This window comes from Limisphaera sp. 4302-co (genome assembly GCF_049537155.1).
Lineage (GTDB): Bacteria > Verrucomicrobiota > Verrucomicrobiia > Limisphaerales > Limisphaeraceae > Limisphaera.
On sequence record NZ_JBMVQZ010000001.1, the window covers coordinates 23,121 to 37,025 of the forward strand.

The 13,905-nt window shown below is 58.1% G+C and carries 16 protein-coding genes; 1 reads left to right on the top strand and 15 read right to left on the bottom strand.

The features are described 5' to 3' along the window. The first annotated feature begins 52 nt into the window (after positions 1 to 52). Positions 53 to 175, top strand: a complete 123-nt coding sequence (locus ACPDIX_RS00045) for a hypothetical protein (protein WP_423429718.1) — start codon at positions 53 to 55, stop codon at positions 173 to 175. Between the two features lie 201 nt (positions 176 to 376). On the opposite strand, the gene ACPDIX_RS00050 is transcribed toward ACPDIX_RS00045, so the two are convergent. The 15 genes from ACPDIX_RS00050 to ACPDIX_RS00120 all read right to left on the bottom strand — a co-directional run bounded on the left by ACPDIX_RS00050 (position 377) and on the right by ACPDIX_RS00120 (position 13,247). Beyond that, on the bottom strand, positions 377 to 763 hold the full coding sequence (locus ACPDIX_RS00050) for a hypothetical protein (RefSeq protein ID WP_423429719.1): 387 nt from the start codon (positions 761 to 763) through the stop codon (positions 377 to 379). Next, positions 763 to 1,212, bottom strand: coding sequence for a hypothetical protein (locus tag ACPDIX_RS00055; protein WP_423429720.1), 450 nt, complete (start codon positions 1,210 to 1,212; stop codon positions 763 to 765). Before ACPDIX_RS00055 ends, ACPDIX_RS00050 begins: the two co-directional genes overlap by 1 nt. A 770-nt stretch (positions 1,213 to 1,982) precedes the next feature. Next, a complete protein-coding gene (locus tag ACPDIX_RS00060; protein ID WP_423429721.1) occupies positions 1,983 to 2,849 on the bottom strand; it encodes a glycosyltransferase family 2 protein in 867 nt (288 codons plus the stop codon). Between the two features lie 111 nt (positions 2,850 to 2,960). Then, the gene (locus tag ACPDIX_RS00065) at positions 2,961 to 3,221 is read right to left on the bottom strand and encodes a glycosyltransferase (RefSeq protein ID WP_423430164.1); all 261 of its coding nucleotides are present in this window, start codon (positions 3,219 to 3,221) and stop codon (positions 2,961 to 2,963) included. Between the two features lie 230 nt (positions 3,222 to 3,451). Beyond that, positions 3,452 to 4,459 (bottom strand): polysaccharide pyruvyl transferase family protein, encoded by a 1,008-nt coding sequence (locus ACPDIX_RS00070; RefSeq protein WP_423429722.1) that lies wholly within the window; start codon positions 4,457 to 4,459, stop codon positions 3,452 to 3,454. A 2-nt stretch (positions 4,460 to 4,461) separates the two neighbouring features. Then, positions 4,462 to 5,721 carry a lipopolysaccharide biosynthesis protein gene (locus ACPDIX_RS00075; RefSeq protein WP_423429723.1) on the bottom strand — a complete coding sequence of 420 codons (1,260 nt, stop codon included), beginning with the start codon at positions 5,719 to 5,721 and terminating at the stop codon, positions 4,462 to 4,464. 98 nt (positions 5,722 to 5,819) lie between these two features. Continuing rightward, the gene (locus ACPDIX_RS00080; protein ID WP_423429724.1) at positions 5,820 to 6,020 is read right to left on the bottom strand and encodes a hypothetical protein; all 201 of its coding nucleotides are present in this window, start codon (positions 6,018 to 6,020) and stop codon (positions 5,820 to 5,822) included. 1,150 nt (positions 6,021 to 7,170) lie between these two features. Beyond that, positions 7,171 to 8,271, bottom strand: a complete 1,101-nt coding sequence (locus ACPDIX_RS00085; protein ID WP_423429725.1) for a DegT/DnrJ/EryC1/StrS family aminotransferase — start codon at positions 8,269 to 8,271, stop codon at positions 7,171 to 7,173. A 280-nt stretch (positions 8,272 to 8,551) separates the two neighbouring features. Then, positions 8,552 to 8,923 carry a nucleotidyltransferase domain-containing protein gene (locus tag ACPDIX_RS00090; RefSeq protein WP_423429726.1) on the bottom strand — a complete coding sequence of 124 codons (372 nt, stop codon included), beginning with the start codon at positions 8,921 to 8,923 and terminating at the stop codon, positions 8,552 to 8,554. Further along, complete coding sequence (locus ACPDIX_RS00095) at positions 8,907 to 9,296, bottom strand: HEPN domain-containing protein (RefSeq protein ID WP_423429727.1); 390 nt, start codon at positions 9,294 to 9,296, stop codon at positions 8,907 to 8,909. The genes ACPDIX_RS00090 and ACPDIX_RS00095 overlap by 17 nt, the downstream gene beginning before the upstream one ends. 435 nt (positions 9,297 to 9,731) lie before the next feature. Beyond that, complete coding sequence (locus tag ACPDIX_RS00100; protein ID WP_423429728.1) at positions 9,732 to 10,088, bottom strand: hypothetical protein; 357 nt, start codon at positions 10,086 to 10,088, stop codon at positions 9,732 to 9,734. Continuing rightward, positions 10,075 to 10,602: a DUF6036 family nucleotidyltransferase gene (locus ACPDIX_RS00105; RefSeq protein WP_423429729.1), complete on the bottom strand. Its 528-nt coding sequence runs from the start codon at positions 10,600 to 10,602 to the stop codon at positions 10,075 to 10,077. Before ACPDIX_RS00105 ends, ACPDIX_RS00100 begins: the two co-directional genes overlap by 14 nt. 500 nt (positions 10,603 to 11,102) lie before the next feature. Then, positions 11,103 to 11,477 (bottom strand): GxxExxY protein, encoded by a 375-nt coding sequence (locus ACPDIX_RS00110; protein ID WP_423430165.1) that lies wholly within the window; start codon positions 11,475 to 11,477, stop codon positions 11,103 to 11,105. A gap of 474 nt (positions 11,478 to 11,951) precedes the next feature. Beyond that, positions 11,952 to 12,482, bottom strand: coding sequence for a GbsR/MarR family transcriptional regulator (locus ACPDIX_RS00115; RefSeq protein WP_423429730.1), 531 nt, complete (start codon positions 12,480 to 12,482; stop codon positions 11,952 to 11,954). Between the two features lie 444 nt (positions 12,483 to 12,926). Then, positions 12,927 to 13,247, bottom strand: coding sequence for an IS110 family transposase (locus tag ACPDIX_RS00120; RefSeq protein WP_423429731.1), 321 nt, complete (start codon positions 13,245 to 13,247; stop codon positions 12,927 to 12,929). Positions 13,248 to 13,905: the final 658 nt, after the last annotated feature.

The following is a 13,905-nucleotide window of genomic DNA, read 5'->3' on the forward strand; positions in this document are numbered from 1 at the left end:
CGAGGCGCGGCCGCCCTCGGACCGGCAAGGGCAGGGTACTGGTGGGCATCTTATGGTCGTTGGCAACCTAGCCAAATGGAACGAGCTCGCGCGACGGTTTGGCTCCAAAAGCGGCGTGCTGCGATTGCTCCAGCGTCTGGTGCGGGAGGGTGTATTCGATGAGCTGTTGCAGTAGGCCGGGCAATTGGTGGAGGAGCGGGGGGCCAGGCCTCCAGGGGGACCCCAATGCCCCCCAGAAGGACCCCCTTTTCCGGCCGCACCAGACCTTGGGAGACGAACTCCTTGAGGTCGTCCGGATTGAGGAAGAACACCTTGTGGGCGAATGCGAAGCTTAAGCGATAGAGGGTTTTGAGGGCCGTCCTGACGACCCGTTTCTTCAGCGTTTCCTCCCCGGGGTGAAGGCGAAGCCCAGACCCTCTACCACAGCCGCCCGCAGAGGCACCCGCGCTAGGCCCGCCGCCAGGATGCCGTAGACGTTGGGCTTGGGCTGGAAAGTCAAAACCACCTGGGGACTTAAGTAGAGGAAAGAGAAGCTTAAGGCAGCCAGAGTTCTGAGGTCTCCAAGAGGGTTCACGCCCGTTCGGTCCAAGGGGTAGCTCTCCACTTTTCCTTGGGAAAAACCCTCCACGGTCCGCCGTAGCTCGGGTGTCCAGTCCGGAGCGAACAGGGCAAGATCATGCCCTTGTTCCCTTAGGTACTTTACCAGGGGACCACGAAAGTGGAGAAACGTGGGAGCATATGGGGTGACAATCGCAATCTTCATCACCGAAGCCCCTTGGCTTGGCTGGGAGGTTTCGGACACTGCTGAGAGGAGCTGCGGAGCCGCGCTCCCACAGACCAAATGACTGCCACGCCCATCCAAAAGTGTGCGTTGCGCAGGTTGTAAATGCCGACGCTGTAAAGAAGTGGCGCGAGAAACAGCAGTCGCATCCAAAAGTACGGCAGCGTTCTCCTTGCCCTAATCAAACCAATCAGGAGTAATGCAGCCCCGGGAATTCCATAATAGAAGGCCACTCCTGCAGGTGTGGAATGTATCTCTGCTAAAAAGGAGCATTTTTCAGCCCAACGGTCGTTGGCCCCTTCGCCTGCCCGCAGAATTAAGTAATCCGGATATTTCCACATGCGATCGTAGCCGCGCTGCTCCAGATTGCCTGCCCCCTCAAGGATGCCTTCGTTGATGCGGTCCATATAGAACTGAGCTTGGTTAATCACCTTGTTTGCTCATTGAGTTGCTTCGTTCTCTACGAGGCCTAACGACAGGCGTGTTAAGACCACGCTACCGATTAACCCCAAGCCTATGGCCATGAATTTGAAAGAATCCGGGGCCGAACCAGATCCCTCGTGTAGACCAAAGAGATGCGTGCTAAAATCAATAAAAAGCCCAGTAGACCTGAGCGAGACTCTGTAGCCAGCAAGACTACACCGCCGAGGATCACGGCCATCAACGTTGAGACCGCCAGTTGCCGTCTTATAGCGTACTCGGTCGTGATAATGTTGATAAGCACCCACAAAGTCCAGTGCGCTGACTGATCGGGGTCGTTGAGAGTGCCTGCAAAACGCACGCCGTCAAAGTATCTGCCTTTGCCTGAGATCAAGAGGAGCAGCTTAAGACTTACAAGAACAATAAGGATGTGCCTAGTCTGCTTCAGGGCGACTTGAGGGCTGTTTATCAGAGTGTTTTGTGTTGCCCAGAGTATGCCGACGTCAAATATGTAGTATTAGGCACTTAAAAGTGAGTGTGTATCCAAATACCGCATGTACGTTAAGACGTTCACAACTGCAGCATAAACCGCAGACCCAACAAGCGCTTCAAGTACATTACCAAACCAGCGGAAATTTGGGCGAAAGGCGTTTCCAAGAATCAAGGGAAGGCGCAGAACATGAAAGGGTTGCGGAAGGCCGCTTTCCAACACGTAGAGGGGAGAGGCGATAAGAGTATGGTAGAAGAGAGCGATCAGTATTGTTGACATATCCGGCTCTTCTCAGTCCCACCCCGGAACGGGAGTTTCCCTTATGGCCTTCAAAATCTTTAGCGCTTCTCTCCGGTCCCTTTCTAGCAAGGGCTGGAATGCTCGTCTGGTTTGGAAACCCTTTTCCAAGCGGGTCCGCTCAAGAAACCATGTTACTAGCTCCTTTCCATAAGAAAGGATGATAAGGTGTAAACTGGGTCCCCATCCCACAAGGCTGGGCCCGTACTTGCACATCACTTTTCTTTCACTACGGTAACCGGTCCTGAGGGTCTGCCCTCGAGGCACCCCGAACCAGCGGTAGAAATAAAGAGGCTCGGGGAGCACGTGGACCTTCGAGGTCCTAAACGTCCGCACGAAGAGTTCCCGGTCTTCGGCCCGAGGGTAGTCCAGGGAGTAAGGATGGGCTTCAAACCAAGCCTTGCGGGCGAGAAGCGAGGCATGCAGAAACCCACCCCGCGCCAGGGCCTCCCGCGCCGAGGGCTGGCGACCCGGTAAGAGGGCTATGGGCTTGTCTTCGGTGTCAATGAGGTACGCCCCCGAGGTCACCCCGTCCACCTCTGGGTTCGCTTGCAAAAAGGCTATCTGTTTTTCCAGGCGGAAGGGGTGGATGGCGTCGTCCGCGTCCATCCGCGCCACCAGTTCGCCATTCGCCAGACGCACGATCTCGTTCAGCCGGGCGGGCAAACCTTTGTTCTGGCTATCGCGAAAGACGCCGACCCGGGGGTCCTGAATTGCCATGGCTCGCTCGTAACTGCCATCTGTGGATCCGTCGTCTATCAAGATCAGCTCCCAGTCCGGATAGGTCTGGGCGAAAACCGAACGTACGGCGAGGTCCAGGTAAGGCCCTGGGTTGAGAAAAGGTATACCGATGCTGACCATGGGCACGGGCTCTATGTTATCTCACTTAACGAGTCATGCACATGTTGACGCCAGCACCTCGCCCAACAGCAAAAACCACTGGTTGGCAATAACCTCCTCTGATAAACGTGCCTAGGAACCCGGTGGAGGGAGCAGCGGAGTTTTTAATTCTTCAAGAATGCCTCGGGCAAGTGCGTGACAATCCTCTGCCGGAACCAGCTTACCCCATTTTGCCCCTTCTAGAATTTTCCGCGGGCCAGAGGGACAGTCGGTAGCGACGACAGGTAGCACTGCAGCTAAAGCGTCAATAAGCAGGGTTGGTAAGCCTTCCCAGCGGCTCTCAAAACAAACAGGCCACCTTGTGCTACGTGTGCAGGAAGGTTGCGCGTAAATCCAGGCATAGTCACGTGTGTGACGATACTAAGTCCTGAGCTAACCTTTCCAGCTTTGCTCTTTCGGAGCCTTGGTCCTAAAAAATCAACCGCACTCATCTCTCTTTAAGCACCAACGATAACGCGCGTAGGACAATGTCAAAACCTTTTACCACACCCAGTCTCCGCGCAGCGACGATGACTGGGCTGCCGCCGCGAAGGAATGGGTGATCCACAGATGCTTTCATATTATCATCCTCCATTTGGGTAGGAAATCTGCACACGAAAGACGTCTAGGCGGCTTAAAAGCGATCTTTTCATTTGTTCTAGTAGTTGAGCGTTGGGATTACTTAGCTGATCATAGGCAAGAGCAAGACCCACATCTTTAAATTCATTCAGATCGTAGCTTATGACAAGGTCACTTAAACCGCTAAAGCGCGGATCTTCATGGAGTCTGGGATGCACAAGGACCACAGGGACTCCCAGAGAAGCTGCAGGAAGAGCCACATGAAGCCTAGAGGTCAGGATAACAGAGGCGCTGGCCATCGCCTGTAATCGCATTTCAGCAAGGGTGAGCCGCAATAATGGTGAACTTGGAACAAACGGCCTGTGGAGTGCTAGCAACATTTTATCAGCGCGGTTTTTTGAAAGCAGCATTTTAAGTATGCCGAAAATTGGCGTGCGGGCGAGGAGGGTCCGAACCCGGGTCAGGGTTGTGGCTATCGGAGAGATTTCCTGGCTTAAGGTTGATGCGCTCCGGATGATTTCCCTTGGCACATACTTGAAAGCGTTCTCGTGTAAGTCAATGATGAGCGGTCGAAACTTATCCGGCTTGCAATCCCGGGTGAGCCAGTTGGAAACCGTTAAAGTGAGGCACCCGGAAAAGTAAGCTTTGAGCCCAGCATGCTTTAGCAATTCCACCGTTTTTAAATCCCGCGCGCCTATTTCAAACCGGGAAAGGTACTCCACCACTTCTGGACGAAAAAACTTGTCAGCTATTTCGGGAGAGATATGGACAGAAATGAAAAAGGGAACCAGGGTTGAAGGGGGAAGCCAACGCGTGGGATTGTAAGTGTACCACCCATTTACCACTACAGCAACTCTTTGCCCAGGGTCAAGGCGGAATGTCTGAGGGTACCACCAGTCAAAGGTATCCCGGTCAAGGACGGCGTCGACCGTTCCCCAAAATTTCCAAACAGGCCAGGCCTGGATATCGTCCCCGAGATTGCTTGTCTGGGCCATTAACAAAGCCTTTAACATGTTTATCCCCCGTTTCTAATCTGTTTGATGGTACCTATCACTAGATAGGCACCCGATATGGCTTGTAAAAGAAAGAGCAATGTCAAGCTGAGCAGTGCTCCAGGAAGCCCCATTTTTATCGGTAGAATGGTGGCGAGGAAGAGTACCAAAGCAGAGGATGAAAGGTGAAGGGCAAGTACGCGTTGTGGTCGATTTAGGGCTCTCAAAGCTGTGCCCATCATCCCTGCTATCCCCAACAAAACGGGAATGGGAGCCAACAAAGAAAGGTACAAGGGTGGGATGCTTGCGTATTGATTATCGAAAAGAGCTTGCAGAGCAGGTTGCCCCCAGATGACTGTTGCCAACGAGAACGGTGCGGTGAAGGCAATTGCCAGGCCTGTAGCCGCTTTTAGGCGAAACACGAAAGCGCGAGGTTGAACGCTTACCGGCGCAAGCGAGGATAGAGCCAGTTGGCTAAGGGCTGCGGCGATCAGGTTTATAGGCGTATAGAGCAACGCCAGCACTCGTAGACGTGCAACGTCCTCAATACTGTGCGCAGATGCAAGTGTCCAGTATGGCAGATTGCCGGCCAAGCCAGAGAGGGCAAGTGCGGGAATGACCCACCTTCCATAGGAAAAATGAAGAAGAAAGATGTCTTTTTTGTTGAGAGCCATGTTTTGTCGTATACAGAACGGCTTGAAATGACGTACAACGAGAAGGCTCCCCAGTGAGCCCAGAAACACAGCCAAAAAAGCGGTATCGCTTTGAAGAAGGGAGCATTTGTGAAGCAAGAAAAGGGTTGGAAGAAAAATTCCGGTATACAGGACACCGCCCAGTGCTGCCAAATGCGGAGCGGGGAAGACGTAAACAGCCCGGCGGTAAAAGGTCAGCGTGAGCCAGGACGGAAGGGCGAGAGCTATCGCTAAGCTGGTGTAAAGCCATTCCTTGGCTCTCAGTATTAAGAGCGCCAGTGCAAATGCCGCTGTTGCAAGAGCTGCCCCAAAATAAAGTTGCAGCTGAAAAACCCTTCGGAAGTAGCCAAGCGTGAGTCCCTGGAAACGACTTTTGCCGTAGACAACCACGGGTTCACCCCAGAGGGTGACGTGCAAGCTGGCTGCTACGGCGAGGAAAGTGCTGGCCAAAGCGAACAAGCCATATTGATCCTGGGTCAGATGCCTGGCCAAAAAAACTTGGCCTGCAAAGCTGGCAAAAGCAAAAATGGTTTGTTCTCCTGTGGCGGAGAGGAAGAATCTGGCAAAACTCAAAACTTGCACCTGCCGCATGTCCCGCATAAACGCTGACCCCCTCCCCCTGCGGCCACAGACCCAGGGGGTGGGGCTCCAGCAGGGCGACCTGCGCCACGAACTCAGGCAAGAGAAGCTTAGCTCGCCCGCTCCCTGGCCTCCCGCCAGCTTCCCTTCCCGTCCATCCTCACGCAGTGTGCCAGCAGGTAGGTCAGAAGGCAGAGCGCCAGAAAACGGTGCAGCCCCAAAGGCGTGCGTTGCGCGAACTGCCCCAGGAAGAAGTGGCTTTTGATGCCGCGGAAGAAATGCTTTAAAGTGAGGCGCCTGCTCGCCGACACAAGCAGGCTCCGGAGCTTGGCAGGAAACGTGGCCACCACGTACCGGCGCTCGCAGCCCCTTTGGGGCAAGGGATAGCGATACTAGGCCACCCGAACCGGAAAGGAAAGCTCCAAAAGTGGACCCGGCTTCCCTGACACCTGAGGCCGCAAGCCTCCCGCTCCCCGCAGCCTGCTGTCCTGCCGCATCCTCACCACCGCTTCAAAACCCGAACCCTTCACCCCGAAAAGGAACCAGGCGGCGCGAGTCACGCCGCCAGGTTTAACTTATATGCCGCGTCCCCGGCCACCCGTATGCGGAAGGCCCGGCGCATCCAAAGGGGCGGAGAGGCCACTACGCTTGGAACCAGGAGAGAGGGGCTTTCTGCGGGCAGGACCCGGAAGCGGTCTCGCTTCCCAGGGTGACCAGGGCCAGGACCACTGAGAGACGGGGCTTGGGGCCCTTTCTCGTCCTCGGCCGCTCCTGGGTTCCCGGGACAATCCGGAATGCGTGCGCAGAACCACTCAAGCCGCCTGGCTGTAAGCTTCGGGACGACACCACCTTACCCGTGTCACGCAGATGTGTCAACAGTTTTGGGATAGGTTTTTGGTTTTATAAAACCACAGGGTCAGAGAGGACACAGAGGAAAAACACAGAAATGTTTTCTGATTTCTTTTCGAGATGTCGCGGAAGCAAAGGGAACGGCGCAGGCATGACCACAAGCAAGCCTGCTCATCTCTTTTTTTCTGAATGTCGTGCCCATTGGCTGCTTGGGACCGTCGCATTCTAAAAGTGCCCGCCGACAAACTGCATCGTCCCGGGGGGCCTCCTGGTCGGTCGGTGTGCGCGAAGCGTTCAAAATCGGCCTCCATTCGCCGGAAATCCCCTTGAGTTCTTCTCAGTGAAATATCTCCGTGTCCTCTGTGCCCCTGTGGTTTATTCATGAATCTCTCTCTGTGTCTTGGTGGTGTTCCACCGGGCCTCTGTGGACTCCCTTTCCCTGTGTGCGATCCTGGCCCTCTATCTCCTGCAAAACCCTCTGTGGCATTGCTGTTGGAAAGAAAATCGGGGAAAAGCCTCAGTGTATTCCTCCGTGTCCTCTGTGCCTCTGTGGTTTATCTATAAATCTCCCTCAGAGTCTGCGTGGTGTTCAACTCTCCGTGTCTCCGTGGTTCAAAGGGCGGTGGCGAGGGCGTGAACGACACGGTCCTGGTCGGCCTCGCTCAGGAACGGATGCATCGGCAGGCTGAGCACCTCGCGCGAGGCCTGCTCGGCCACGGGAAAGTCGCCCCACCGATAGCCCAGATCTCGGAACACGGGCTGTTCATGCAGGCACTTGGGATAGTAAACCGCCGTGGGAATGCCCTGTTGTTTGAGTTTGGCGGTCACCTGGTCGCGGTTGGGGACGCGGATGGTGTACTGGGCGTACACGTGGGTGTTACCGGGCGCCACCGCCGGCACGGCATGGGGCAGGTTCAGCAAAGGCCGCAGTGCGGCATCGTACCGACGGGCGATGCGTTCCCGATTGCGGAGTTCCTCGTCGAAATGCGGCAGTTTGGCCAGAACAACGGCGGCCTGGAGGGTGTCGAATCGGCCGTTCATTCCGACCAGGGTGTGGTGGTGGCGTTGGAGTCCCCCGTGGTTGCGGATGGCGCGCATGCGGTCGGCCAGCGCGTCGTCGTTGGTGAACAGTGCGCCGCCGTCGCCGTAGCAACCGAGCGGCTTGGCGGGGAAAAAGCTCGTGCTGCCGACGGTGGTGACGCCGCAGCTGCGGCGGCCGTGTCGGGTGGCGCCGAAGCTTTGTGCCGCGTCCTCGATGACCGCCAGGCCATGTCGGGCGGCGATCTCGTTGATCCGTTCGATGTCGGGCATCTGACCGAAGAGACTGACCGGCATGAGGGCGCGTGTGCGGGGTGTGATGGCCGGTTCGATGAGGTCGGGATCGATGTTGTAAGTGTCGGGTTGGATGTCCACGAAGACGGGTCGGGCGCCGACCAACGCGATGGTTTCGGCGGTGCTGATCCAGGTGAAGGGGGTGGTGATGACCTCGTCCCCGGGGCCGATGCCGAGGGCACGCAGGGCGATTTCCAGGCTGTCGGTCCCGCTGGCGGCGGTGATGCAGTGTCGGACGCCGACGTACCGGGCCAGCTCGGTTTCCAGTTCCCTGACCTCCGGGCCGAGGATGAACTGGCCGTGCTCGAGCACGGTCTGGATGCGCCGCTGGATTTCGTCGCGATAGGCCCGGTACTGTGCCTGGAGATCAATGAATTGCATGGGAATCACCACAGAGGTACGGAAACCACCGAGACAACGGAGATGTTCTCATTTTTCAACCACAGAGACACGGAGAACACAGAGAGAAACACAGAGATGATCTTGTTTATATGACCCGCAGAGGCACGGAGGGTACAGAGAGCTTTTCTGTTGTTCCTTCTTTCTCTGTGAACTCTGTGTCTCTGTGGTTCTACAGTGGTTTTTCTGTCTCTGTGGTTCCTTGTATCGTGTTCCCGGTGTCCCGGTGGTCCAGGCGACGGAGGCGGTGGCGGTTGATTTATCAGGGCGCTTGGGGCGTTGAAGAGGGCGGACGCCAACGCGGTCGGTGCCAGATCCAGACGGCGTCGTGCAGCAACATGCGCCCGAATCGTGTCTCGGGATCCAGGGCATTCCATTCCTCCGGGGTGAGGACAACGAGGTCCACCGGGACGGGGAGGGTCTCGACCGGCCAGGGACGATGCCGTTCCGCCGGATCGGCGTGTGCGTGCTCCACGATGAGCAGGAGGTCCGCATCGCTGCCCACACCGAAACGCCCTGTGGCGAGCGACCCGAAACAGGCGACGGCCAGAAGCTCGGGATGCGTCCGGGCCTGCTGATCCGCCCAGTCGCGAACGGCGGTGCGGACCGTCTGCGGGTCAGGCCAGACGATCACGGACGAATGCAAGGATCTCACCGGCATATTGCAGGGCCAGTTCGCTTTGCAGGGGACCGTAATGCTCAAATGGCGGCCCTTCCGGATGGCCATTGGGATAGCGCGTGGGAACGTAGTAACCGTCAAGGACACGCGCCTTTTCCAGCAGATCGGGCCCCGGTCGAAGGGGCTCCGGAAGCTCCTGGATCAGACGTGCCACGACATGGCCCCAGGCCTCCTGTCCGTGGGCCAGATGCAGGGCGTTGACCGCCTTCTCAGCCGCCTGATGAGCGGCGAAACAGGCCCACTCATGACATGCAGCGTCGCGGGCCAGGCGGGCCAGGTTCAGATCCCTTTCGGCCTGGCGCCACCAGTCCAGTGTGCGCGTGCTCATCGAGGGAGGACAGAGAGAACCCCGGAGATTCTGTCTTTTTACTCACCACGGACACGGGGAGACCACGGAGATGTTTTCTTTTTTTCAACCCCGGAGACACGGAGAACACGGAGAAAACCACAGAGATGTTCTTTCTTCTATGACCCGCAATGGCACGGAGAGTACCAAGAGCTTTTCTGTTGTTGTTTTTTCTCTGTGACCTCTGTGTCTCTGTGGTTTTTAGCTTCCTTTTTCCGTCTTCGTGATGGGCAACCTCGGAGGCACCGAGGACACGGAGAGACCACGGAGATGTTTTCATTTTGAACCACAGAGACACGGAGAACACGGAGAAAACCACAGAGATGTTCTTTCTTCTATGACCCGCAATGGCACGGAGGGTACAGAAAGGTTTTCTGTTGTTCCTTCTTTCTCTGTGACCTCTGTGTCTCTGTGGTTTTACAGTGGTTTTTCTGTCTCTGTGGTTTCTTGTATCGTGTTCCCGGTGTCCCGGTGGTGCAGGCGACGGAGGTGGTGGTCGAGGATCTGTTCGAAGCTGATCAACTCGCGCAGCAGGGCATTGTACCGGCCGTAGGGATCGGCCTCCGTGCGGCAGAGGAGTCGGTACAGCTCCAGTTCGGATTCACCCGGCAGGGGCTGGAGATCGGCGGGCCAGAGACCGGCCTGTTGCAGCCGGGGCCGTGCGATCTGACAGAGCCAGGCCGAGGCAGAGGGTCGGCGCGCCCGCAGGTCCTCCAGACCGCGGCGAATGTGATCGAATGCCGGGAGATCCTCGAGGTCCTCAAGTCGCACCACGACAGTACTCCTCGACGATCCGGCGCAGCGTGGGGATGTCCACGGCCGGGTAACGGATCAGTTGCGGTTCGATCTGCCGGAAAAGCTCGTGCAAACGTTGGGGCTGGATCCACCCGTGCCTGCGCATGGCCTCGATGTCCTGCAGATCCCGCTGATGACGGCGATGCAGCTTGGCGAGGGCCTGGGCATAGGGATCGTAGTGGTAGAACTGGATGGGTCCGTGCTGGGCGATCCAAAGCGAACGGTCCTGCCAGCCGGGGAGGGGAGGCAGGAACTGGTCGGGAGCCGCCAGCTCGACGTTCAGGCCCAGTCGGTCCTTCAGTTCGGCCAGTGCCTCGTAGAAACCGGCCGGTTCGGGGTCGGCCTTGAGATCCACGTCGACCGTGGTTTGACGCCAGCCGTACCATACGGCGGTGGCACCGCCGGCGAGGTAGATCCGGCCCGGACCACGCACGGCCCGGCCCAGGGCGATGACAAAGGCCTCGAGTTTCGCCCGATCCGTCTCCGCTCGCATGGTTCACCACTGAGACACGAAGATTCTCCGATTCTGTTCACCACGGAGGCACCGAGGACACGAAGAGACCCCGGAGATGTTTTCTTTCTTTCAACCACAAAGACACGGAGAGCACAGAGAAAACCACAGAGATGTTGTTCTTTCTACGACCCGCACAGGCACGGAGGGTACAGAGAGCTTTTCTGTTGTTCTTTCTCTGTGAACTCTGTGTCTCTGTGGTTTTTGGCTTCCTTTTTCCGTCCTCGTGATGGGCAACCACGGAGGCACCGAGGACACGAAGAGACCACGGAGATGTTTTCTTTTTTTCAACCACGGAGACACGGAGGACACAGAGAAGAACACAGAGATGTTCTTTTTATGCGAGCCACGCACGCACGGAGGGCACAAGGGGCTTTTCTGCTCTTTTTCCCTTCTCCGTGGACTCTGTGTCTCTGTGGTTCTTTTCACTTCTTCTCCGCGTCTTTGTGGTTTTCAGAATGTCGTCTCCGTGGCTCCGTGGTTCAGAGGATACGGCGGCGGATGCCGTCCTTCAGCACGGGCACGTTGAAGTTGATGAGCAGGCCGAGTTTCCAGCCGCCCAGTTTCATGTAGGTGAGCAATTGGGCTTCGTGGATCGGTTCCATCCCGGTCACGGCCTTGATCTCCACGACGAGGGCGTCGCGGATCACCAGGTCGGGTCGGTAGCCGCAGTCGAGCCGGACGTCCTTGTACCGGACAGGCAGCACGTATTGTCGGACGTAAGGGATCTGGCGCAGGTCCAGTTCGTGGGCCAGACAGGTTTCGTAGGCGGACTCCAGGAGGCCGGGGCCGAGGACGCGGTGAACCTCGATGGCCGCGCCGATGACCTGTTCGGTCAACTGATTGATCTCTTCGATGTTCACCTCGGAGACAGGAAGGTTCTCCGATTCTCTTCACCACAGAGGCACCGAGGCCACGGAGAGACCCCGGAGATGTTTTCTTTCTTTCAACCACGGAGACACGGAGGACACAGAGAAAAACCCAGAGATGTTCTTGTTTATATGACCCGCAGAAGCACAGAGGGCACGAAAAGCTTTTCTGTTGTTCTTTCTCTGTGAACTCTGTGTCTCTGTGGTTCTACAATGGTTTTTCTGTCTCTGTGGTTTCTTGTGACGTCTTCTCCGTGTCTCGGTGGTGCAGGGACAGGCTGCCGCCCTTGGTCGTTTTGCCGCTTTTTCCGGCAAAGACCGTCTGGCCGTCGGTGTTGCCTGTACCCGGCATGGACCGGGTGCAACGGGCTTTCGGACCCGTCGCTTGATCGGTCCCGGCCCCCGTGTTGGGGATGGCCGGGCACCACCATCGTTTCGTGCGGGTGCCGCCTGCGTGCCGGTTCAACCGGCCAGGACCCGCTGGATCAGCGGCAGCAGCCGCCGGCCGTTCCGGCTCCAACTGCGGAGGAGCCGGATCCGGTTGCGTGCGTGATTGCGCTGCTCCTCCGGCAGGGATTCCGCCAGGGCGCTGATGCGGTCGAGTCGCTCCTCACCGTCGCGAAGCCGGGGTTCGACCCGTTCGCGGAGGAACCGGCCGGCCATGCGGCGCAGTTCGGCCACGGCCTCGTAATGGACGCGGCGGTCGTCGGGCGACTCGATCTTGCGCACGGCGCCGATGGCGTGGAGGAACCGGAGTCCCTGACTGGCCGAGCCCTTGCTGATGCCGAGTCGTTGCACCAGTTCGTCCATCGGCATCGGGCGTGGCGCGATGAACAGCAGCCCGTAGATCTGGCCGAAGGAGGCGGGCTGACCCAGCAGACGGGAGAGCCGGACGAAAAAGTCCACCACCTCCCGCTCCAGCGGGCTCAGGCCGTTGCGATCGCGTCGGACAGCGGTATGCGACCGCGGTTCAGCCCCCGTTCGACGTGTCACCCACACGCGGTCCACGCTAGGAAAGGCCGGAAAAAGTTCAAGCGGAAATGAACAAAAATCGTGAACGCCCCGTGGGGAGGACACGGAGGTGGCGGGAGGTCACAGAGGGGAGGGAGGACGCGGAGGGCTGGTGGGGGCGGAACCACCGAGGCACAGAGCATAAGTGATATCAATAAACCACAGAGGCACAGAGGACACGGAGGAATGCGCAGAGAGCTTTTTTTCTGCTTTTTCCCGAGAGGGCACAGAGCCGGAAGCAGGACGCGCGGAGGGGGCGAGATCCAGGGGAGGGCCAAGGTGCGGGCAGAGATCACGGAGGTGGCGGGAGGTCACAGAGGGCCGGTGGTGAGGAAACCACCGAGGCACGGACGATAAGTGATATGAATAGACCACAGAGGCACAGAGGACACGGAGGCATACACAGAGGGCTTTCTTCTGATTTTTTCAGCGGCTGAGCAGCTGGGCGTCAATGGTGTCGGTTTTGGCCAGCAGGCCTTCGGCCCTGGCGAACTGGCGGACGCGTGCGGGCTGGACGACGGAGACGGGGATGGCTGCGGTGTGGAGGGTGCGCAGGACGGGTTGTTCGTAGCCTCCGGTGCCCTCGCAGACGACCTGCAGGGGCTGGCCTGTGGCCTGGAGGAGGCGGGCCAGCCGGCGCAGACCTGCGGGGCTGTGGGGCAGCGGGTGGAGACGACCTTGCAGGTGCAGCAGCAGGGAATCCTTTGCAATGTCGAGGCCGACGCAGGTAATGTGGGTGGCGTTCATTGCGACTCGTTCTTGTAGATGCGGGCCGGCCTGCCTGCGGCGGGCCGCTCTGTCAACGGTTCGAGCCAAGCAACGGGGCAGCGGTGGTTCCTGCTCTGTACAGGCTTCCGGGGCCGGCTGGTCCCGGAGCTGAGGCACAGGTGGAACTGGCCGCTGCCGGTTGGGATGCCGGCAGCAGCCGGCACCCCAACGCCCTGTCCCCACCCGGGACCCGGGCAAAGTCCACACCGCCCACCTTGCAGCCCGGGACTTCACCAAGAAGGATACAAGGCAAGGAGGAGACAGAGACAAAACACAGAGACGTTGTCTGGATGTTACAAGTGGACCATGCGCTGCATCCTCTTGCAGGGCATTTCATGCGGGGCGCATGTGGGTGTTGCTGGCATGGTCAGCATTGCGGGTCTGTTGTGCCGACCGGTTACTTGCCCGGCCCGACGGGGTTGGTTTCTTGAGACGTTTTTTCCTCTGTGAGGATCTCTGTGTTCTCCGTGCCTCTGTGGTTCATGGTTGAGATCCTTTCGAAGGCTCTGTCTTGAATTCCGTGTCTCCGTGGTTTTTAAAACTCCTTCGGCTTGGCGGGCACGGGGGATGGATCGCGCGGGAGGCGGCGGGTCGGGAGCACAAAAAAGGGATGGCCATTGCGGCCATCCCCGAGGGT

Coding starts and splice junctions, on each gene's coding strand:
- ACPDIX_RS00105 (WP_423429729.1), bottom strand. CDS start 10,602: ATGCGAGCGGAGACGGATCGGGCGAAACTCGAGGCCTTTGTCATCGCC.
- ACPDIX_RS00085 (WP_423429725.1), bottom strand. CDS start 8,271: ATGCAATTCATTGATCTCCAGGCACAGTACCGGGCCTATCGCGACGAA.
- ACPDIX_RS00120 (WP_423429731.1), bottom strand. CDS start 13,247: ATGAACGCCACCCACATTACCTGCGTCGGCCTCGACATTGCAAAGGAT.
- ACPDIX_RS00060 (WP_423429721.1), bottom strand. CDS start 2,849: ATGGTCAGCATCGGTATACCTTTTCTCAACCCAGGGCCTTACCTGGAC.
- ACPDIX_RS00070 (WP_423429722.1), bottom strand. CDS start 4,459: ATGTTAAAGGCTTTGTTAATGGCCCAGACAAGCAATCTCGGGGACGAT.
- ACPDIX_RS00045 (WP_423429718.1), top strand. CDS start 53: ATGGTCGTTGGCAACCTAGCCAAATGGAACGAGCTCGCGCGACGGTTT.
- ACPDIX_RS00050 (WP_423429719.1), bottom strand. CDS start 763: ATGAAGATTGCGATTGTCACCCCATATGCTCCCACGTTTCTCCACTTT.
- ACPDIX_RS00095 (WP_423429727.1), bottom strand. CDS start 9,296: ATGAGCACGCGCACACTGGACTGGTGGCGCCAGGCCGAAAGGGATCTG.
- ACPDIX_RS00075 (WP_423429723.1), bottom strand. CDS start 5,721: ATGCGGCAGGTGCAAGTTTTGAGTTTTGCCAGATTCTTCCTCTCCGCC.